Below are 20,385 nucleotides of genomic sequence, written 5' to 3' on the forward strand. Positions count from 1 at the left end.
GTGTAATAATGATCTGCTATGCTGGGGATACCTTTAACATTACCAATCAGGGGATGCTTCCGCTCGTTTTCCCGCTGTGTAACTTCGAACTAACCTCGGATAAACCTCGGTAAGGTCTCAGTTAGGTCTGCAACGGTCCTTAGATGCCGCTAATGCGCCATCTAAGGACCGGCGACCTCAAATGCCCCTGTATTGGTAAGTTAAGGTATCCCCAGCATATTCACATTATGATTATATTAAATAGTTATTTTTATTATTTTCCGGTTATATCATAAAGTCAATGGACAAAATGCATTAAATATCAAATCGAGAAGGACACGCATATAAAAAAATTTTTTAATGTGTTAACAAATTCTATTGTCATGCCGACTGTTATATTGTAGAATATACATGAGGTTAGGGTTGGATTCTTGTAGAATTTATTTTGTGCTGAATTTTGAAATAATATTGAAAGAAAGCATTCTTTTTTTTTCAGAAAGAATGCACATAGGAATGATACAGGAGGGACACAGACTATGACATCAGGTGAAGAATTATTAGAATTAAGAAAGTCTACAGGAATGAACAGACGCGAATTTGCTGAGTATTTCGAGATACCGTATAGAACTGTACAGGACTGGGAACTTGGAAATAGAAGAATGCCATATTATCTTCTTCGTCTTATGGTTTACAAAGTAGACAAAGAAAATCTTGCAAAGCAGGACTGATTCAGGTAATTATTTTTTAAACAGATGATGGGCGAATAGGTATTGAAAAATCACGGGCATGTTATGTGTTCGTGATTTTTTAAGAAAAACAGAAAATAAAGCACACAAAACAGGGAGTAGAAACAGTGGCAAAGCAGTACGTGATGATCAATGACATAATCGAAGAACATAATGCGAGAATGTATAACTTAAGAAAATACTACCCGTTTTTTGTGTTATCGGAAACTGCATTTACACAGTACAGAGATGGACGATATAACAGTCTGGATATGGGATATATCACCATGGCGGTACTGCGTTTTTTTATTGAGGAAAACAACTTCAACGAGAGGGACATCACATATCCCCAGTGTGAAGCATTTATAAAAGAGCTACTGATCCGTGATTTCGATATTGAGATCGAGGACGAGGATATGGCAGACCTGATCTTATATATATTTGACAAGATCAGAAATGATGGAAAAGCATTTGAATTTATATTTTACGATCCGGGTAAGAAGCAGAAGAAGACCGGGCGTGTCAGACTGATCGACAGCCGGATCACGGATGGAAAGGTGCTCTATTACATAACTGCGGATGGGATAGAATTCTATCTTGATACCAAGGAGATCAAGGACGAGAGCAAGATCAATGTAGAACAGGTTTTGCTTGAGAAGATGATCACCGGAGAGAATTTCAAGGGAGGTATCGAGGTTGTCAAGCGGATCAACAGCGAAGTGAACCGGCTTGTAAGAGAAAAAGACGATATCGTAGATCTGCTTTCTTACGATGTATTTGCCGGGGCAGAAGCTTATGAGAAATATATGAAGACGGTTGGCAAATGGTTTTCCGAGGAACAGAAATTATTTGCGAAGAACAAGGCACTGGTCGATAAGGCAGTTGCGAAAGCGAACTTTGACCATCTGACAAAAGGTTCTACGTTGTTGGATGAGATCAGTCAGTTGGAGCTGGAATTGAAGAAGACCATATTAAAGCATGGAAATCTGATCAACAGCACCATGGAATTACAGAATATATCGGACAACATTATTCAGAAGGCGAAGTTAAAGCGTCTGCGTCCGGTATTTGACTTTGAAAAAGAATTACAGAAGATGATCAGGGAGGATCGGCCGGATAAGATGGGCATGATTCTTGCTCCTTTATTTGCACCGGCGATCACGAAGTCGTTCTCGATGACATCGATCGACAATCTTCTTACGCTCAAATCAGAGGATGAGGCGAAGATGGTGACAGCAAAGAAAGAAGATGTAAATGCGAACTTCCGTTACGAGGACGAGATTGAAGAAGAACGCTCCGGCAGAAACTATGGCAAGTTATTCTTTGAACTGATGGATGTGCTTGCCCGCTGGAAGAAGCTCAGCCTGAAAGAATTCAACGGATTCCTAGAGATACGATTTGGAAAAGAAATCTATGAGAATGCCGATTATTACGCATTCCTTACCCATCTGGCACAGAAGAAGGAATATGATATCAGCCGGATGTTAAAGAAGCAGGATACCATGCTTGAAAAGCTGGTAGTTGACAGTATTCGGGAATATCAGAAGGTGCGGGACAGCATCGGAGAGCAGCAGATACCACAGGCTACAGCCGACAGCATTTCAACCGTAAGCGTACCGGATATTTATTCGGAAGATGCTTATGCTCCGGATATCTCATTTGAGCCATACAAAGATATGCGCTTCACGCTGACCTTTGACAGCACTGAGGAGATCCCGGTTGGAGCAGATATGTATGTTACGAACATAATATTTGAATTGCAATAAAAATACATGTGAGGAAAAAAGATGGACAGCAGAAATTTGGATAAGGCGATTGAGATCTACGCCAGACTGATACAGGGTGAAACGATCGCGAAAGCAAGCAGAGAAAACAGTGCTCTGTACGAAGATTATTATGGAAATGCGGAAGTCTACGAGATCGTAGGCAATCTGTTAAAGAAACTGAATCTGAGTATTTACGAATATAATGAAGCACTTTATATCACTCCGGGTGAAGGCAACCGGGTATTTGGTTATACAAATGACGATATGAAGCGCATACTTGGACTGCGTCTGAATAAAGAATTATTCCTGTGCTATTTCCTCATGTATGTGATCCTGCTGTATTTTTATAAAGATTCCGGAAGCTATCAGTTCCGTGAATTTATCAAGCCGGAAAAGGTGATCGAAGAGGCGGACAAATATCTGGCAGATGTAACGAAACGGTTGTCTGTATTTTCAGCAGAGGATGTCGGGGCAGAGAGCTTTAAAGCGGTTGGGCTGCTGTGGGATGAGCTTCCGGCAGTCAGTCATGCAGTCTATGACGGAGAAAAGACGAAGGCGTCAAAGGCATCCAAATCCGGTTATGTGAAGCTGACATTTAACTTTATGGTCAGCCAGAAATTATTTGTCGAGAACGAAGAACGCTACTATCCGACCGATCGGTTCAAGGCGTTATGTGAGAATTATTTTGAAGAATACAGGGGACGTCTGTATCAGCTGCTTGGAGGTGAAGAGGATGCCGTGCATTAACCGAATACGAGTAAATAATGTAAAATACAACTTTGGTACACAGCAGTACGATGATTTTTCGATGCGTATGTATGGCAAGAACACGCTTTATGACCTTGCAAACGGTGGAGGAAAGAGTGTGCTGATGCTTCTTCTGCTTCAGAATCTGATACCGAATTGTACGTTAGATGATAAGCAGCCAATCGAGAAATTATTCCGGAATGGTGGCGGCAATACGACTATTCATTCCCTGATCGAATGGAAATTAGACGACGCGGATATCAAGGATGGATACCGCTACATGACGACCGGCTTCTGTGCCAGGAAAGCAAAGGAATCCGACGAAGGAGCATCGCAGGACGGACAGACGGCGGCAATCGAGTATTTCAATTACTGCATTTTCTATCGGGATTATAATAAGAACGATATCATTAATCTTCCATTGTCAAATGGTAATGAAAGAATTACATACAGTGGTCTAAAATCCTACATTAAGGAGCTTGGACATAAGGATATGAGCCTTGAAGTGCGCTTATTTGAGCGGAAAGGGGAGTACCAGCGGTTCATCAGCGAATATGGTCTGCATGAGAGCCACTGGGAGATCATCCGTGGAATCAATAAGACAGAGGGTCATGTCCGTACTTATTTTGAGACGAATTATAAGACGACCAGAAAAGTAGTAGAAGATCTGCTGATCGAGGAGATCATAGAGAAAGCATTTCTGACCCGTACCGGTAGGGATGGGGATGAGAGCACGATGGCAGAAACGCTGCTTGATATTAAGGATAAATTGAACGTGCTGGCACAGAAGAAACGGGATATTGCGAACTTCGATCATCAGATCGAGCTGATCAATGTCTTGCAGGCAAAGGTCAATTCCTGTATTAACCAGTACGAGGCACACGAAGATATCACAAGGCAGCTTGCGGATATCTATGTGACGGGAAAAGAACTGACATCGAGAGAAAATGAACATCTGGAAGAATTGCTTGTGGCAAAACAGACTGCATTTGAACAGAAGGAAAGCCAGAAGAAGCGGTTGGAGAATCTGAAGATCACCAGAGATGGTTTCCGTCTGCAGGAGCTCAGGGATAAGTCAGAACAGTTAAATGCAAATCTTGCTGAAAATGAACGACAGGTATCGGCATTAAAGCAGGATATGAATATGAAAGAAAGTATCAATGATTATCTGGGTTATCTGGAAGACAGAAAACAGTTATCCGAGAATCAGAAGATCATCGATCATATCTTACAGAATACCGGGGCAGACCGTGAGAAAATGACGGCCTATGCCTATAACAGAAAGCTTCGGGATGATGCGCGTTTGAAAGAGCTTCTTCTGGCAAAGGAAGAGGTCGAACAGTCGCATGAGTATGCAGTGAAAGAGGCTGATTACTGCATGAAATGTATCAAAGAGGGCGAGATCGAGCTGGCTGTATCCGGGGATAATCGGAAAGCGGCTTCGGACAAATTACAGTCCTTAAATAACAAGATATCCGAACTGACCTCACAGGTTGCCCTGCTTGTTGTGTCGGATGCGGCAAACGTGATCGAAGCATCCGAAGAAAAGGCAGCAGAATTTGAGGCATCCTTACAGGCACTTGCAGAGAGCATACGGGAAGATCAGGAGCAGGTATTTGAAGACCGTTACCGGTTGTCACTTGCGGAAAACAGTCTGGAAACACTGGAAAAAGAATATGAGACAAGCCATCTGGATGCAGAGGAATATCGTCAGGCAGCTAAGAAGTTAGAAAGCATTATGGCGGTATATAGTGTAGAGAAAGCAGAAGAAATCATAGATGCGATCAATGCAAGGATCACAGGAACGCTGACCGAGACGATCACCAGAAAACAGGAGATTGACCGTTTGCTCGAAAGACGCAAATATCTGGAATCCGGACGTTTATTCGGACCGAGTGCAGGAGCATCGGCAGTTATTGATTATATCGTGACCAGACATGGACATATGGCGATGCACGGAGCTGATTATCTGGCAGCACTTAAGTCGGAGCAGCGGTCGGAGATCTTGAAGAAAAACAGAGCACTTCCGTATGGAGTAGTTGTGAAGAATTTTGCTGATATTGCAGAGGATATCAATCTGGATTCGATTCAGACAGACAATGAAATGGTTTTGATCTACGATATGGATGACCTGTCTGAAAAGGCAGTTACCTTAAACGAAAATGCCGTTATGGTCTGCAGAAAAGGCGAATATTTCACAGACGATGAGATTCTGAAATCGTTAAAAGAAGAACTGACGATCCAGATTCGTGGCCTTGAGGATGAGATATCCCTGATTGATGAGAAGCTTGCAACCTACCAGGAAGATCTGGCATTTGTCAGTCATCTGGCAGATGAGAGGCACCTGGATGCGGCAGATATCGAGCGAAAGTTGAATCAGGATCTGTTAAATAAAAAGGATGAGGTCCGTGAGCTTCAGGATCGTATAACAGAACGGACAAGCCGGATCACCCAGCAGAAAGAAGATGAGGCATCCGTAAAAGAAAAGCTGCATGAGCTGGAGGAAGACAAATCAATCCTGCTTCGTATTAAGGAGCTTTCTGATCTGGCAGTTGAGGAAGAATCCCGTTATACGGAGAATGTTCAGAAAGAACAGCGGATCACCGGACAGATCGAGAAACTGAAGCGGGATGCAGTCAGATGGAATACAACTGTGAGCGAGACGGAGGCACGGATGCTTGCGATTGCAAACAGTATTCAGGATATACAGGATAAATGGCAGAATTATTTTAAACCTTATTACCCGGAGGATGGAAAAGTAGATGTGTCACTGGATCCAAAGCAGAAGATTCAGGTGGCACTTGGACAGGAAACGGAAGATGTATCCAGACGGGATATCGAGATCCTTACGATCTCTGATGAAGTGCTGGAGACAGAATTTATGGCGATGTATGCAGTAGCAAATAAAAATGCACCGGATGTAGAGGATAAGAAGAAGTTGGTTCAGGCATTGTCACAGTCAATGGATCGTATCCTGCATACGATCGAGAAGCGTGGCGTGAAACTCTCGGATCTGGAAGCACAGACACAGTTATTTGCCACATCTGAACAGCAGTTACAGGCACTTTCTAATGAATTGATGCGTCTGGAACTGGTATCAGCATCCATGGCGGAAGAACTGAAGAATGTATCAAAGGCTTCCGGCAGATTGGAAGGAAATATCGAATATGCGGTTGCCAGTCTGAAAAAGACTTATGGTGAAGATGCATATGCAGAAGAACAGATTTCTCTAAGTGAAGCAGAGCAGGCGATCGCACAGGGCGATCAGATCCTTGCCGAGCTGGAACAGAGTTATAAGAAGACAGCAGAGGAATATGAGACCTGTAACAAAGAGCAGGGCTATATGATCGAGCTTTATAAAGATGTAAAACGTATCGTAGATACAAATGACATCAATGTAGAAAATGGTAAGCTGTTAGAAGCCGGAAAAGAGGAGCTGCGACAGGCATTTGAGACCAGTTTGTTACGATATGACAGAAGCCGCAAGAATTTGGAAAAGACAAGAAATGAACTGATGCGGTTCAAGGGACAGACAGCGGAAGCACTCAGCGAAATGGGTGTATTCGAGATGGCAGAAACGATCCGCAGAGATGTCATCATACCTGAAAACTACTACGATGCAAAGGCATTGCTTGAAAGCCTGTTACAGATCATTTCCTATATCGATCTGGAAAAGGAAAGAGTGGAAAAGGGAATCGAAGATATGGTTGCGATCAAGGAGAATTTTTGCGGTCAGTGTTTACAGCGTTGTATGGATGTAAAGACCGAGCTTGAGAAGCTTCCAAAATTATCGAAGATCACTGTTGGAGAAGAAGTCATCCGTATGGTTGATCTGACGATCCCATATGTGAAAGAAGAATTCCTTGCACAGCGCATGTCTGATTATATTGACGATATCGTAAAGGGCGCAGATGCCTATGAGGATGAGAGGAAGCGTGTCCGTTATATCCGTGACTGTCTTGCATTGAAGCGGTTATTTGGCGTAATGGTCACAGACATGAATGCGATCAAGCTGAAACTATATAAGAGAGAGCGTATCAAGGAGCAGAGCCGGTATCTTCGTTATGAAGAAGCGGTTGGTAGTACCGGACAGTCACAGGGTATCTACATTCAGTTCCTGGTTGCGATCATCAATTATATTGCAGGTATGTATTCTTATGGTGCGGAGGGTGAGATCTCTACAAAGACAATCTTTATTGATAACCCATTTGGCGCGGCAAAGGATGTATATATCTGGGAGCCGATCTTTGCCATGCTTGCAGCTAATCATGTGCAGTTGATCGTTCCTGCCCGTGGCGCAACTCCGGCGATCACCGGCAAATTTGATGTGAACTACGTTCTTGGTCAGCAGATGGTCGGTAACCGCCAGCAGACGGTTGTTGTCGATTACACCAGCAAGACCTCGCAGGAGGAACTGGAATATCAGGACATCACCTACCAGCAGGCAACCTTCGACTTTATATAAGGTGTTATACCGTACAAACAAATGCCGAACATACCATTTGTTACGCAAAACACTTGCGTTCGATTCTCACGCAGCGGTGCTAAACTCACTGCTTAAGCAGTTCGTTAAGAACCGGCGTTCGAATAGGTTTGCTACACAAAGGTATGTTCGGCATTTGTTCTGATATGATTGTCAAACAGATCTATAACCTCAAAAGCAGGTATAGAACCAAAATGTAAGAATTGTTTTACAATAGCCCCATGTATATTATAGTCTGTAAGCTTTTTCTGCATTTACGCAAAACACTTGCGTTCGAATAGGTTTACTGGTGGTAGTAGCTTAAGAAATCAGCAATTCTTCCCATAGCGGTTTTAAGCTGCACGATATTTGGCAGATATACGATACGGAAATGATCCGGGTCTGTACAGTTGAAGCCGGTACCACAGGTGATCAGGATCTTCTTCTCACGGAGAAGATCAAGGGCAAACTTCTCATCATCCTTGATATGGAACTTCTCCTGATCCAGTTTTGGGAATATGTAGAAAGAAGCTTTTGGTTTCACAACGGATACACCGGGAATGTCACAGAGGGCATTGTAGATATATTCACGCTGTTCGTAGATTCGTCCGCCCGGAAGCAGGAGTTCATCGGCACTCTGATAACCGCCCAGAGAAGTCTGAACGATACTCTGTGCAGGAACATTTGAACAAAGACGCATTGAAGACAGAAGATTCAGACCTTCGATGTAGCCTTTTACATGATCCTTTCTGCCGCATAGACACATCCAGCCGATACGGTAACCGGCTACACGATGGGATTTGGACAGACCGTTGAAGCTGATCGTGAACACATCCGGTGCCAGAGATGCGAGTGCAACATGCTTTCTGCCATCCATAACCAGTCTGTCGTAGATTTCATCTGCAAACAGGATCAAATCGAATTCTCTTGCAAGATCAACAATCTGTTCCAGAATCTCCTTTGGATATAAGGCACCTGTTGGGTTATTTGGATTGATCACGACGATACCCTTTGTATTTGGAGTGATCTTACTTCTCATATCATCGATATCCGGATACCAGTCACTCTGTTCATCACAAATATAGTGAACAGCAGTACCGCCTGCCAGTGTGACAGAAGCTGTCCATAATGGGTAATCAGGAGAAGGAACCAGAATCTCATCTCCATTATTTAAAAGTCCCTGCATAGACATGGTGATCAGTTCACTTACACCATTTCCGGTATAGATATCGTCAATTCCGACATTTGGAATATGCTTTAACTGGCAATACTGCATGATAGCCTTTCTTGCGGAGAATAAGCCCTTGGAATCGGAATATCCTTCGGTGTCTCTCAGATTGTAAGACATGTCTTTGATGACTTCATCCGGTGCGTGAAAACCAAATGGTGCAGGGTTTCCGATATTCAGTTTCAGAACATCAATGCCCGCTGCCTGCATGCGGTTTGCTTCGTCCATAACAGGACCTCTTATGTCATAACAAACGTTATCGAGTTTCGTTGATTTTTCGTATGTTCTCATGCGATATACCTCTCTTTATAAGAATTTATCCGGCTCCCAAAACCGGAAGTTAAGCAACCTTAAGAATCCATTCTTGTACAGGAAACTGTTGTTATGGGAATCTGCCGGACTTTATAAGATGACAATAAAAAAGCCCAAGCAAATAAATTTTGCTTAGGGCGAACTTATTATTTTTATAGTCCGTGTTACCACCTAACTTCAGGAAAAACTTCCTGCACTCTGTACGGCCAGATCTCTTAACCGTTGTTCCTGTAACGTGGAACCTTCCGTTGACTGCTAATCTAAAACCTATTTCGCAATCACAGCTCGGGGACTGCTTCCTTAAGATGTTCTACAGGCTCACACCAGCCGCCTGCTCTCTGAAGTAACACTTGCTTAAGTACTCCTTCCTGTCATAGCCTTTGATTTTTCTAAAAGTCTAGCACTGCACAGGGGAAAAGTCAACTTAATTTTTATGGAATTATAATTGTTTAAAAAATATATACAATTAATACTACAATACAACGTTTGAATACAAAAAGACAAAATAAATACAATAAAATGATTAAATTGTCAAAAAATAATGTTGACAAAATGGGTATTATCACATATAATAAAGATACATTAAAGAACGGTCATCAAACAGATGCCACCTGGATAAACAGATCGAGGTCCGGTACACGGAAACTGGTCAAAAGTAAAAGGTGTTTTCCAGAAGTTCAAGGAAGGAGGAGATTCCGTTGGATACAATTGAAGAACAGTTTTATCGTAGCAGCATACATGATTGGGAAGTTGTTTCCACACGGGATGCCTTATCGATATAACTTGAAACAAGTCCCCACACAGATGTCGGTTCGGCATAGATTGAAGTATCGGGACGTAGGTATTAGATTACCGGTTATGTTCTGCTAGGATTGTTCAAAACACAAGATATAGGTAGTGTTTCAAGGGCATTAGGCTATATCACATAGACGCTTAGAAGTTGTTGGAAGGATTGGTACAACATAGTATCTGTTCAGGCAGTGACTGTTACAGATGCCACTTGTTTAGATTCGTTATAAGCAGGAGTTTATATAATATGTACCATTGCGGTATAACATTTCACATCTTTTGAAATATTGTACCATACATCTAAGATTTGAATGATGCAGTTGCATCGGGAGCATACATAATTGCTCATCCTTCAGTAGAATTTATTTATAGATTTTATATAAAATGGCGTTTTATATGGCGGGTGTGGAAACCTCGAATATTTACAGAATACTTCGACAATAATCTAAAATTAAATACATACAAAAGCCCAGGTGCTTATGCATCTGGGTTTTTGTATGTTCATCGAGCCAGTAGGCAGATGGGATATATTACACGATTTGGGTTGATCGATTCTGTAAGTTATTCTGTCGGTGGGATAAAGATCGGGAGATTCGGTGCATTATAAGAGAAAACAGCGGTGATAAGGATAAGTCCGATCAGAAGAATATAACCGATACTATATACCCATTTTGGAATCTGGTGGAGCGAAAGCAGGTGAATCACACTTAGAAGCTGTCCTGCCAGAATACCGATGCCATAGGCTGTAAGGTCGATAGACATTCCGGTAAGTCCGAATCCGCCGGAGAACACATAATAGATGCTGACAATGATCAGATCTGAGATGCAGACGCTGGCTGAGATCATCAGGATCACTTTATGGATCGAAGGTCCACAGGGAATAAAATGCAGACCATAAAGGATCAGCATAACGATGAGCACCGGATACAGGGTAAGCTTCAGATGCTCCCAGATACTTTCATTGATCGGTGTGCACCAGGCGACCAGATTACTTTTCTCTAAGATGACATATAGAAAATGCCAGCCGCTTCCAAGTATCACAATACAGATGGAAGAGAAAACACTCCAGATAAAAAAGTTGTGTTTAACAGACTGATTCATTGAAATCCTCCATATTATTTTGTGGTATTAATTGCTGTTATATGCCAGCAATTTATGTTATTATATCTATATAATATATTCACAAAAACCAGAATATATGCAGCCATATAGAAGATGGTTTCAGATATAATAATCAATGAATAAAGGAGTTATACAAATGGATTACAATAGCCTGAGCTTAAAGATGCATGAGGAGAATAAAGGAAAGGTTGAGGTTATCTCAAAGGTTAAAGTCAAAGACAGAGACGACTTAAGTACAGCATATACACCGGGTGTTGCAGAGCCATGCAGAAAGATCCGAGACAATAAGGCTGATGTATACAAATATACATGTAAGGGCAATATGGTAGCGGTTGTTTCCGATGGAACTGCAGTTCTCGGACTTGGCGATATCGGACCAGAGGCTGCGATTCCTGTTATGGAAGGAAAAGCTATCCTGTTTAAAGAATTTGGTGGAGTAGATGCATTCCCTATTTGTCTTGATACAAAGGATGTAGATGAGATTGTAGAAACCGTAAAACGAATCGCTCCTGTATTTGGCGGTATCAATCTGGAGGATATATCAGCACCAAGATGTTTTGAGATTGAGAGAAGATTGAAGGAAGAATTGGACATCCCTGTATTCCATGATGACCAGCACGGAACAGCTATTGTTGTATCCGCAGGTCTGATCAATGCACTGAGGTTGGTAGGTAAAGATTTTGATAAGGCAAATGTTGTAATCAATGGTGCAGGCTCAGCCGGTATCTCTATCTGTAAGCTGCTTCTTCAGCTTGGCATCGGAAATGTAGTTCTGGTTGACAAGCAGGGTGCACTCTGTCCGGGTCAGGACTGGATGAATCCGGCACAGGCAGATATGGCAGAGATCACAAATAAAGACAGACAGACCGGAAATCTTGCAGAGATCATGAAGGGGAAGGATGTATTTATTGGAGTATCAGCACCGAATATCGTAACGGCAGAGATGGTAGCATCCATGGCAGCCGATCCTATCGTATTTGCTATGGCGAATCCGACACCGGAGATCATGCCCGAGGAAGCAAAGAAGGGCGGCGTTCGTGTTATGGCGACTGGACGTTCTGACTATCCAAATCAGATCAACAATGTTCTGGTTTTCCCTGGTATCTTCCGTGGCGCACTGGATGCAAAGGCTACAGGAATTACAGAGGAAATGAAGATGGCAGCAGCAAAAGCAATCGCATCAATTGTAACCGATGAAGAATTAAATGAAGAATATATTATTCCGGGTGCATTTGATGACAGAGTAGCAAAGGTGGTTGCCAAGGCAGTTGCGGATGAAGCACATAAGCTTGGTATAACAAAATAATAAAGGCTTGCAGAAATGTCCACTGGCAGAAATGTCGTGGTAATTCTTATAAGGTAAGCAGGTTTTGACAGAAAGGAGACCTAATATGACAGATGATTTTGTGACACTTACGATTGAGAAACAGAAGAATATTGCACTGATCGCACATGATAGCAAAAAGGCTGAGATGATCGAGTGGTGTAATGATAATAAGGACATACTGAAAAATCATTTTCTCTGCGGAACCGGAACAACAGCCCGGATGATCGCAGATAAGACAGGACTGCCGGTGCGAGGTTACAACAGCGGACCATTAGGCGGTGATCAGCAGATCGGTGCCAAGATCGTAGAGGGCAGAATCGACATGGTGATCTTCTTTTCGGATCCTCTGACAGCACAACCACATGATCCGGATGTAAAAGCGCTGCTTCGTATCGCGCAGGTGTATGATATTCCAATTGCAAATAACAAGTCGACTGCAGATTTTATGATCAATTCCAAATACATGGATCAGGAATACGATCATAAGGTGATCAATTTCAAGAAGAATATCAGACAACGTGCAGAAAGTCTGTAAACGGTATATCTTATAAATTTACAGGAAAGACAAACATATAAAAATAAAAACAGTGCCTGGTTTTAATACTGTCAGATTCACGGTGGATTCGTGGAAATGGTTGTATCGGTCAGGCACTGTTTTTGTATGCAGAAAAAAATGAAAAGAAAAACGCTCTGCGCAAAAAACAATTTAGAAATTCTACTGCTGGTTAGAAAATGCTTCGTTGGTTTGTTCTATAAAAAGACAAATTTTGACAGAATACAAAAGAGAAGGTTGAAGCATATTAATCCGGAAAGCAATATGGAGAAAGATTAGTGAAGATTAACAGAACGTTTCTAGGACAACGGTTGAAAGAAGCAAGAAAGAAAAAAGGTCTTACCCAGCAACAGTTGGGAGAATTGACTGAACTCAGTGATAAATATATCAGCAGGATCGAAACAGGTAAGGCAGATATGTCACTGGATTGTTTTGTTGCATTGATCAATACGTTGGAGATATCTGCTGATTATGTTCTTCAGGACAGTTTGTATATGGATTATGAAATTGGGGATGACGAGAAGAAAAAACATATCTCATATCAGAGATTTGGGGCTGAGAAAACAGAACAGTTGTTATATATGCTTGATAAACTTACAGCAATGATGAAATAAGTACAAATTATATTATGGGGGGAAATATTATGATTCGGATTGCGGTTTGTGATGATGAGCAGCATGTTCTGGACGAGATCAGTCAGATGACAGCAACGTATATGAGAAGCTGTAATTTCAATTTTCAGATTGATACATTTTGCAGTGGCGAGGAGCTGCTGATGGAGATCGACCAGAGCGGGATGTATCAGATCGTATTTCTGGATATTGAGCTGACGGAGATGAATGGGATCCGGGTGGCAGTACAGCTTCGGAAACAGTATCCATCTATGCTTCTTGTATTTGTGTCCGGGTACAGTGAATATTATCGGGCGGCCTTTGATGTCCAGCCATTTCAGTTTTTAGATAAACCGGTAAATGAACAGACCTTTCTTCCTTTGCTTGACAGAATTATATGTCATGTCAGAAACAATATGGAAATTCTTCCATTCTATTATAATCGCACGTATTACGCTATTAACATTGGAGATATTATTTATCTGGAGAGTAACCGCCGGGTGATCACGGCTGTTTGTGTCTCCGGAATATTTGAATTTTATGATAAACTTGAGAATCTGGAAAAATATCTGGAGGAGCACCAGCAGCATTTTGTCCGGATCCACAAATCCTATCTGGTCAATACCAGTCATATCAGGGAGCTTCGATACTCAGAAGTTATCATGAGTAATGGGATGGAGCTTGCCATCAGCAGAGACAATAAGAAATATGTCCGGGAATATTATATGGACTGGATCGGGGGAGCAGGCATTTGAGTTCTATTCTGTCGCTGGCATCTAATCTTTTTTATATCTGGACAATCCGGTTATTTGGAAGTTCTGGCTGTATATCCGGAAAATGCAGGGAAATAGCCGGGAAATCTCAATATCCATGGAAACAGGCGGCTGTTACAGGCATTTATCTGGCAGTGTTTATGATCGCTGCTGAAAAGCTTGTTTATCGTTATTTTATTATGGTTGGAAGCCATGCTGATGTTGGAAAAGAAACTTTTATAAGGCTTCAGATATCTGCTGTATCTATTTCAAGAATTATCCTTTTAGTATTTATAAAATTGAATATTCTGGCGTGGAGAATGCTGTGGAGAAGTCATCATGCAAATGTTGGTGCACCCGATATGGATGAGACTTGTCCGGATCCACTACTGGTCTTGCAGTATAAGGTGACGTTTGGAGATTTTGTGGAGGTATTTTGTGTTCCGGTAATAACCTTGGCATTGTTTACACATTTTCGGACGGCATGTGGAGGAAAACATTTTCCGACCATTGTACTGCTTCTGTATGCGGTCAATATATTATCCAGTAACCTGTATCGTCAGGAAAGAAATGGACAGATACGGGAAGTGAATGTCCGGACGATGCGTGCGGAAGCAGAACAGTATAAGGCATATAGTTTTTCTCTGGGAAAGGTCTGGCAGGAATTTCGGAAATTTCGTCATGACCTGAAGAAGCAATATATGCTGGAATGTGTGTATCTGGAAAATGGTCAATATGAGCTGCTGCATCAGGAATATGAAAAGGCACTGGCAGTTGTGGTGGCAAAGGAGGTGATTTCCGGGCATGTTCTGATTGATGCAATTTTGTCCTATAAAAAGCGGGAAGCATCCGAACGGGGAATTGAGATCACGACATGGATATCAGTGCCGATCGATCTTGCGATCAATGACCATCATTTGAATATGCTGCTTGGAAATATACTGGACAATGCCGTAAAATATACGATTCGTGGGGGAAAAATAGGGATCAAGATTTTATATGACAGGAGCAATCTTATGATCGTATGCAGGAATACGATCAAGGAAATGACGGTAAACAGCATACAGATCAGCGGGTCTGTCGGCGGGGCAGAAAAGCAAATACCCGGATTGCGTAACGGGCAGGTGGAGCGGAACCCGCATGGTCTGGGCCTTCAGATTGTGCAGGAAGTAGTGGCATTTTATAATGGAACATTTGAAATAAAAAAGAGTGAATTTGAGTATGTAGTGCGTGCTTTTTTGGAATTGCAATACCAAAAGTTACATTGAGACATGCTATTTATTACATCAACGGTTTTTCGCAGGCGATTTTTTGTATAGTGATGTTACGGGATATATGAAGGGATTCCGATAAACAAAAATGGAAGGAGGGTAGTGACAACATAAAAAAATAAACCAGAAAAATTTATAAGATGTCAAAAATGGTGCAGGTCTGGAAGCGCAGCATATCGGGAGATTCGCTTAGCTGCTTCAGGTCTGCACTGTTTGTATGTATTAATTCAGACATAACGTTCAAATGTCAGATAGATCCTGCCTTTCCGGGTTTCATGTCCACAGCCTTTATAGATGAATTTGCCATATCCGCGGATGGACAGAGTATCCTCCGGTTTCAGGTTATAGCTGTTATTTTCAAGAACGCGATTGTTTAAAAATACTTTTTTTTCACGGAACAGGGTGACAGTCTGGCTTCTGGAGAGCTTCGTGATAGAAGCAATGGCAGCATCGATCCGTTCTGAGGCAGCAATGCACTGAAATTCTTCCAGTGTTGGTACAATATCCGGCAGGTCATCATCCGGGCAGATGGTACAGCGGACATTGGTATGTTTGATGCGGGTAAGATTATCAGTGATGTAATCTGCGATCGAAGATACACAGAACACATAAGCGGTATTTCGTTTTCCGCTTCTGGAGGATTCTTTCATGACAATATCACCGGTCATTTCACGTTCAATACCAAGGTTCATCAGAGAACCCAGAACGTCGCGGTGAGTCAGCTCGTCTGAAAATTTGTCCAGTAATGGTGTGATCTGAAGTATGGTGATCGGAAATGGAAGTTCATATCCGGTCATATCCTCTGATCCAAAGCGGATCATAACACGGTCACATCCTTCCCGGCCACCGAAAATCTGATATGGTACATGGTTGATGTCCGGCAGGATAGAATAGAAAATATCCAGATCGGATGCAGACAGAAAATTTGTAAAGGTATAGATATTCTTCTGATAGGCTTTATTTGCCAGATCCTTGAATCGTCCCTGTAATAATGCATCTGTATTCATGTGGTTTTCCTCCTGCGCGGCTGTGTTGTGTTTTTTCAATCTATGTAGAATGATAGGATTATTGGAACAATTTGTAAAGGGGGGAAAGAAATCTTAACTTTTTTGAAATATTCTTGACAAAATCTATACAAACGTATATATTGTGTAAAGCGTCTGGCGCGATAGAAGAGGATTCCGAATACGGGGTCAGTAAGATTGTGACAGACGTTATATATTTGCATAGTATTTTTTTCGAAAGATGAGGAGTTCAGTTTTGAGCTCCTTTTTCTTTATATCTGACGGAGAAATTAGGTATTGTTACATTCCGGATTTTATTTTTTAAGAAGAAAATATAAACGCTTCGCGATATAAAAAAGTATTCTGAACAAAAAATGGCATTTTTCACAATATTTTCAAATTTTTGCTGCTGTAAAAAATCGTAAAATGTCGAAAAGTATCGCACGCAAATCAAATTTTATTTGATTGAATTTGGCTGTTTGAGTAAAGAAATAGTAAATTTGACAAAATGAGACAGGCAAAATCCGTCAAAATATTCATAAAGCTATCATATATAGTAAAATTTGTGCAAAAAGAACCATAAAACCCGGAAAACTTTATTTATTATGCAATATTTACAAATTTGAATGAATTTGTTATCATAGCACCATAAGAGATGGACAGGAAATAAAAACGAACATCTTGAAAGAAGTTACTACAGTGTAGTAAGTTAAAAAAGACAATTACTTAACATTTGAATAGATATGATGGAGGATTCCCAATGCACGAATTCGTATAATCCCTATATTACGATGTAATGTACCCCATAACCCCCAAACCCCCCCAAACCCCCCCTTTTTGGAATCCTCCATGACCTCTCCTTTAAGAATGAGCCTCAGTATTAATTACTGGGGCTCAAGCCCTTTCTATACACAATTTTAATTTCTCCCGGATTTTTATTTATGATTTAATTGATACAGCAGAAGGAATGGTATAAACCGATTGCTGGATGTCGATACTCTTTTATAAAGAAAGGAAGCCGGAATGGCTTATATACATGGCGGTTTCTTTTTGTATGAAAAGAGGAATGGGATATGTTATTTAATAGAAGAAACAGGACTGCAGATCAGGTATATCCGGGGATGCGCCAAAGCCGGAAGCATGGTGTGGATAAGAAGCGCCATTTGGGTAAACAGAAGGGCGTGGATGCGGTTCAGGCAGAACTGATGGAGCATTATCAAGATTATATGGAAGAATTTGCGGATGAGCTGTCGGCGTTTGGGGTTGTGCAGGAGATGGAGAAGGACCGGGAGATGCTGGAGGATGAGCAGTAGTTTGCCTGATTCGCATATGCTCCTGCGCAAACTCGCCTCTGGCTCAAACATGCGCCCGCATATGCTGGCAAGCTGTATTTTATAACGAAAATCTTACTGATATTCATTACAGGGGATGTTCAACTAGATAATGCATCTGTGAAAAAATATGCGTACAAAGGCAATTCGAATATCTACAAAAGCAAAAACTATTTGCTTAAAATAGTATGAATTTCTGTTGGGTGGCTGTCGTTCAAACACTAAAAGCAAGAGCGCCAGCCACTTTAAATTTTTTACAAATTCAAATGTAACAAATACTATTATTGAACATTCGCATTATACAGTTCCTTAAAATAAGAATCTGTATGTAATAGTTCTTCAAAAGTCCCTTGTCCGACAATCTTCCCTTCTCTAAAGAGAATAATTCTGTCAAAACCGGCAATGGAATTTAATCTATGTGCAATCGCAATGACCGTTTTATCTTTCATTTTTTGCATAACCGATTTCATTACAATCTCTTCTGTTAAATTATCCATTGCAGATGTTGCTTCATCCAAAATGACAAGTTCAGGGTTTTCAAACCACAAGCGGGCGAAGGCAAGTCTTTGTTTTTCTCCACCTGATAAGCAGGTTCCTTTCTCACCAATTTCAGTATCTAAGCCTTCCGCAAGATTCTCAACCAAATGAGATAGTTGCACTTCACTCAATGCGTCCAGCATTTGTTCTTTTGACACGTTCTTTTCAAATACCAGATTTTCTTTTATTGTTCCATCAAAAACGGGAACATCCTGCGATATATAGCTGACTTTGTCATACAAATTATTAAGGCAAATTCCACTTAACTCCATATCACCTAAGCAGATTTCTCCCTGATTGTATTTTAGTAATCCCAGTAATATTTTAATCACAGTGGATTTTCCAGAGCCACTTTCTCCTACAAAAGCTATTTTTTGTCCCCTTTTTATGAACAGGCTCAAATCATCAATAATTTTCCGTTCTTCATATTGGAACGATAAGTTTTTTATCGCTATTTCACCAATGTCCGTATTAATTGCGTTACCATTTCTTAATTGATTATCATCTTTTAAATCTAAAAATTCTTCAAATCTCTTATAGGATGCCTTGTCCAATTTATATTGAACATAAAGTACATTAAAAATAGCGATCGGTGTGTAAGCATTTTCAATCAGCGCAATGAGTGCAACTATAGAACCCACTGTAAGATTTTTTGTTTTCCATGCGTAAAATAAAATACCAATATCTAACATTGCCACAAGTAGCGCAAATATTGTAAAAAATGCTTCATGAATCATATTCATTTTTACTTTTGATGAAACAATATTCTCTTTGGCACTACGAGTTTTCTTTATTTCACTCGGAAACTGTTTGCTCATACGGAATACCAACATTTCCATAAAGCCCCTGACCAGAAAATGATTGAATAGTTCCTCATTGTTCAAAATCTTTTCTTTTATTTTGTATAGAAACTTTAGTAGAATATTGGTTATTATAAAAATAAGCATATAGCCTACAAACAAAATATAAGTAATTATTTTATCAATCTTCCAAATAAAATATACACTAAAAACAATGGTAGGAAGTAAATCACGAATCAAACGTAACCAGAAATTGAATACTACATTTCTGCCTGCGGATGAGCCATTCTCGATCCTTTGAACAAGTTTTCCAGTACCTATTTTCTGATATTCCGTATAATCGATTGTACTTATTTTTCTAAGCGACAAAAGCTTAAAATCCAGATAAATACCATACTCCAATTTCTTTTCTGGATAATTATCCAGATAATTCATACAATAATTTACCAGCAAAATAAGACCGTAGGTTATAACTCCTGCAAATGTAAGTGTTCCAGTCGCCAATCCGTCAATAACCTTCTGAAAATAGTCCGTCTTGTAATTAGCCATAAATGCATTAAATATACCTAGTCCAATGTAAGCTAATACCCATATTCTGTTATTCTTTAGAATTTCTTTTATATAGCGCATAACTGTACTCCTTTATATATTGTAGTTCAATCATTTGGACAGTACAGTTAACGACTGCTAGCAAGTTTATTTTCACCTCAGCACAATCTGCCAACAGTTTACATCAACTGTACTGAGTAATTATCTCGGATATATTTCATATCGTTCTCACCTCTTTCAAATAAAGTATTTCCGTTAATCTTATCATATCAAGTCCCAATATTCTAGCGCCATTTCTATAATTTGTTACCAGATTTTCTTTCCCTTATTTTCCCTTATGAGAGTTCGTAAATAAGGGGAGAACGATATAACACGATACAAAATGTAATGAAAAGGACACTTAATAGTATAGTTATAGTTTGGGTGTGATTTTAAGGCTTGCTTAATTTGAAAATACATGTATAATTATCATATAGAAATACTAGGAAATAAAAGCGATGAAACAGGAATGACTGGAGAA

14 protein-coding genes and 1 other annotated feature are annotated in these 20,385 nt (G+C 40.6%); of the genes, 10 read left to right on the forward strand and 4 right to left on the reverse strand.

The window, feature by feature from the left end:
• The first annotated feature begins 515 nt into the window (after nucleotides 1-515).
• The 4 genes from OCV60_RS02220 to OCV60_RS02235 all read left to right on the forward strand — a co-directional run bounded on the left by OCV60_RS02220 (nucleotide 516) and on the right by OCV60_RS02235 (nucleotide 7,682).
• Nucleotides 516-707 (forward strand): helix-turn-helix domain-containing protein, encoded by a 192-nt coding sequence (locus tag OCV60_RS02220; RefSeq protein ID WP_008402480.1) that lies wholly within the window; start codon nucleotides 516-518, stop codon nucleotides 705-707.
• Nucleotides 708-832: 125 nt separating this feature from the next.
• Entirely contained in the window at nucleotides 833-2,470 is a 1,638-nt protein-coding gene (locus OCV60_RS02225; protein WP_262529188.1) for a hypothetical protein, read from the forward strand.
• 21 nt (nucleotides 2,471-2,491) lie between these two features.
• Complete coding sequence (locus OCV60_RS02230; protein ID WP_008402483.1) at nucleotides 2,492-3,217, forward strand: DUF6063 family protein; 726 nt, start codon at nucleotides 2,492-2,494, stop codon at nucleotides 3,215-3,217.
• On the forward strand, nucleotides 3,204-7,682 hold the full coding sequence (locus OCV60_RS02235; RefSeq protein WP_262529189.1) for a coiled-coil domain-containing protein: 4,479 nt from the start codon (nucleotides 3,204-3,206) through the stop codon (nucleotides 7,680-7,682). The genes OCV60_RS02230 and OCV60_RS02235 overlap by 14 nt, the downstream gene beginning before the upstream one ends.
• Nucleotides 7,683-7,983: 301 nt before the next feature.
• Here the strand turns inward: OCV60_RS02235 and OCV60_RS02240 are convergent, their stop codons facing one another.
• Both OCV60_RS02240 and OCV60_RS02245 read right to left on the reverse strand, forming a co-directional pair.
• The gene (locus tag OCV60_RS02240; RefSeq protein ID WP_021944668.1) at nucleotides 7,984-9,198 is read right to left on the reverse strand and encodes an aminotransferase class I/II-fold pyridoxal phosphate-dependent enzyme; all 1,215 of its coding nucleotides are present in this window, start codon (nucleotides 9,196-9,198) and stop codon (nucleotides 7,984-7,986) included.
• 151 nt (nucleotides 9,199-9,349) lie between these two features.
• Nucleotides 9,350-9,603 (reverse strand) — a binding site (T-box leader).
• A gap of 966 nt (nucleotides 9,604-10,569) precedes the next feature.
• Nucleotides 10,570-11,109, reverse strand: coding sequence for a DUF6512 family protein (locus OCV60_RS02245; RefSeq protein ID WP_262529190.1), 540 nt, complete (start codon nucleotides 11,107-11,109; stop codon nucleotides 10,570-10,572).
• A gap of 157 nt (nucleotides 11,110-11,266) precedes the next feature.
• On the opposite strand from OCV60_RS02245, the gene OCV60_RS02250 reads away from it, so the two are divergent.
• The 5 genes from OCV60_RS02250 (at nucleotide 11,267) to OCV60_RS02270 (ending at nucleotide 15,641) form a co-directional block, all read left to right on the forward strand.
• Nucleotides 11,267-12,436 carry an NAD(P)-dependent malic enzyme gene (locus OCV60_RS02250; RefSeq protein ID WP_117784475.1) on the forward strand — a complete coding sequence of 390 codons (1,170 nt, stop codon included), beginning with the start codon at nucleotides 11,267-11,269 and terminating at the stop codon, nucleotides 12,434-12,436.
• Between the two features lie 85 nt (nucleotides 12,437-12,521).
• Nucleotides 12,522-12,992, forward strand: a complete 471-nt coding sequence (locus tag OCV60_RS02255; protein WP_021944671.1) for a methylglyoxal synthase — start codon at nucleotides 12,522-12,524, stop codon at nucleotides 12,990-12,992.
• A 296-nt stretch (nucleotides 12,993-13,288) separates the two neighbouring features.
• A complete protein-coding gene (locus tag OCV60_RS02260) occupies nucleotides 13,289-13,624 on the forward strand; it encodes a helix-turn-helix domain-containing protein (RefSeq protein ID WP_021944672.1) in 336 nt (111 codons plus the stop codon).
• A gap of 29 nt (nucleotides 13,625-13,653) precedes the next feature.
• Nucleotides 13,654-14,376 (forward strand): LytR/AlgR family response regulator transcription factor, encoded by a 723-nt coding sequence (locus OCV60_RS02265; RefSeq protein ID WP_181985671.1) that lies wholly within the window; start codon nucleotides 13,654-13,656, stop codon nucleotides 14,374-14,376.
• Nucleotides 14,373-15,641, forward strand: a complete 1,269-nt coding sequence (locus OCV60_RS02270) for an ATP-binding protein (RefSeq protein WP_262529191.1) — start codon at nucleotides 14,373-14,375, stop codon at nucleotides 15,639-15,641. The genes OCV60_RS02265 and OCV60_RS02270 overlap by 4 nt, the downstream gene beginning before the upstream one ends.
• A gap of 230 nt (nucleotides 15,642-15,871) precedes the next feature.
• Here the strand turns inward: OCV60_RS02270 and OCV60_RS02275 are convergent, their stop codons facing one another.
• Nucleotides 15,872-16,651: a YlmH/Sll1252 family protein gene (locus OCV60_RS02275; protein WP_262529192.1), complete on the reverse strand. Its 780-nt coding sequence runs from the start codon at nucleotides 16,649-16,651 to the stop codon at nucleotides 15,872-15,874.
• A gap of 1,070 nt (nucleotides 16,652-17,721) precedes the next feature.
• Here OCV60_RS02275 and OCV60_RS02280 point away from each other — a divergent pair.
• The gene (locus OCV60_RS02280) at nucleotides 17,722-17,961 is read left to right on the forward strand and encodes a hypothetical protein (protein WP_021944676.1); all 240 of its coding nucleotides are present in this window, start codon (nucleotides 17,722-17,724) and stop codon (nucleotides 17,959-17,961) included.
• A 299-nt stretch (nucleotides 17,962-18,260) separates the two neighbouring features.
• On the opposite strand, the gene OCV60_RS02285 is transcribed toward OCV60_RS02280, so the two are convergent.
• The gene (locus tag OCV60_RS02285; RefSeq protein ID WP_262529194.1) at nucleotides 18,261-19,946 is read right to left on the reverse strand and encodes an ABC transporter ATP-binding protein; all 1,686 of its coding nucleotides are present in this window, start codon (nucleotides 19,944-19,946) and stop codon (nucleotides 18,261-18,263) included.
• Between the last annotated feature and the right edge of the window lie 439 nt (nucleotides 19,947-20,385).

It is taken from the genome of Coprococcus ammoniilyticus (assembly GCF_025567345.1).
GTDB classification, from domain to species: Bacteria; Bacillota; Clostridia; order Lachnospirales; family Lachnospiraceae; genus Coprococcus; species Coprococcus ammoniilyticus.

What these genes read in the sequence shown, in the direction of transcription:
- OCV60_RS02220 (WP_008402480.1), top strand. Translation starts at nt 516, where the DNA reads ATGACATCAGGTGAAGAATTATTAGAATTAAGAAAGTCTACAGGAATG.
- OCV60_RS02230 (WP_008402483.1), top strand. Translation starts at nt 2,492, where the DNA reads ATGGACAGCAGAAATTTGGATAAGGCGATTGAGATCTACGCCAGACTG.
- OCV60_RS02235 (WP_262529189.1), top strand. Translation starts at nt 3,204, where the DNA reads ATGCCGTGCATTAACCGAATACGAGTAAATAATGTAAAATACAACTTT.
- OCV60_RS02240 (WP_021944668.1), bottom strand. Translation starts at nt 9,198, where the DNA reads ATGAGAACATACGAAAAATCAACGAAACTCGATAACGTTTGTTATGAC.
- OCV60_RS02245 (WP_262529190.1), bottom strand. Translation starts at nt 11,109, where the DNA reads ATGAATCAGTCTGTTAAACACAACTTTTTTATCTGGAGTGTTTTCTCT.
- OCV60_RS02250 (WP_117784475.1), top strand. Translation starts at nt 11,267, where the DNA reads ATGGATTACAATAGCCTGAGCTTAAAGATGCATGAGGAGAATAAAGGA.
- OCV60_RS02255 (WP_021944671.1), top strand. Translation starts at nt 12,522, where the DNA reads ATGACAGATGATTTTGTGACACTTACGATTGAGAAACAGAAGAATATT.
- OCV60_RS02265 (WP_181985671.1), top strand. Translation starts at nt 13,654, where the DNA reads ATGATTCGGATTGCGGTTTGTGATGATGAGCAGCATGTTCTGGACGAG.
- OCV60_RS02275 (WP_262529192.1), bottom strand. Translation starts at nt 16,651, where the DNA reads ATGAATACAGATGCATTATTACAGGGACGATTCAAGGATCTGGCAAAT.
- OCV60_RS02280 (WP_021944676.1), top strand. Translation starts at nt 17,722, where the DNA reads ATGTTATTTAATAGAAGAAACAGGACTGCAGATCAGGTATATCCGGGG.
- OCV60_RS02285 (WP_262529194.1), bottom strand. Translation starts at nt 19,946, where the DNA reads ATGCGCTATATAAAAGAAATTCTAAAGAATAACAGAATATGGGTATTA.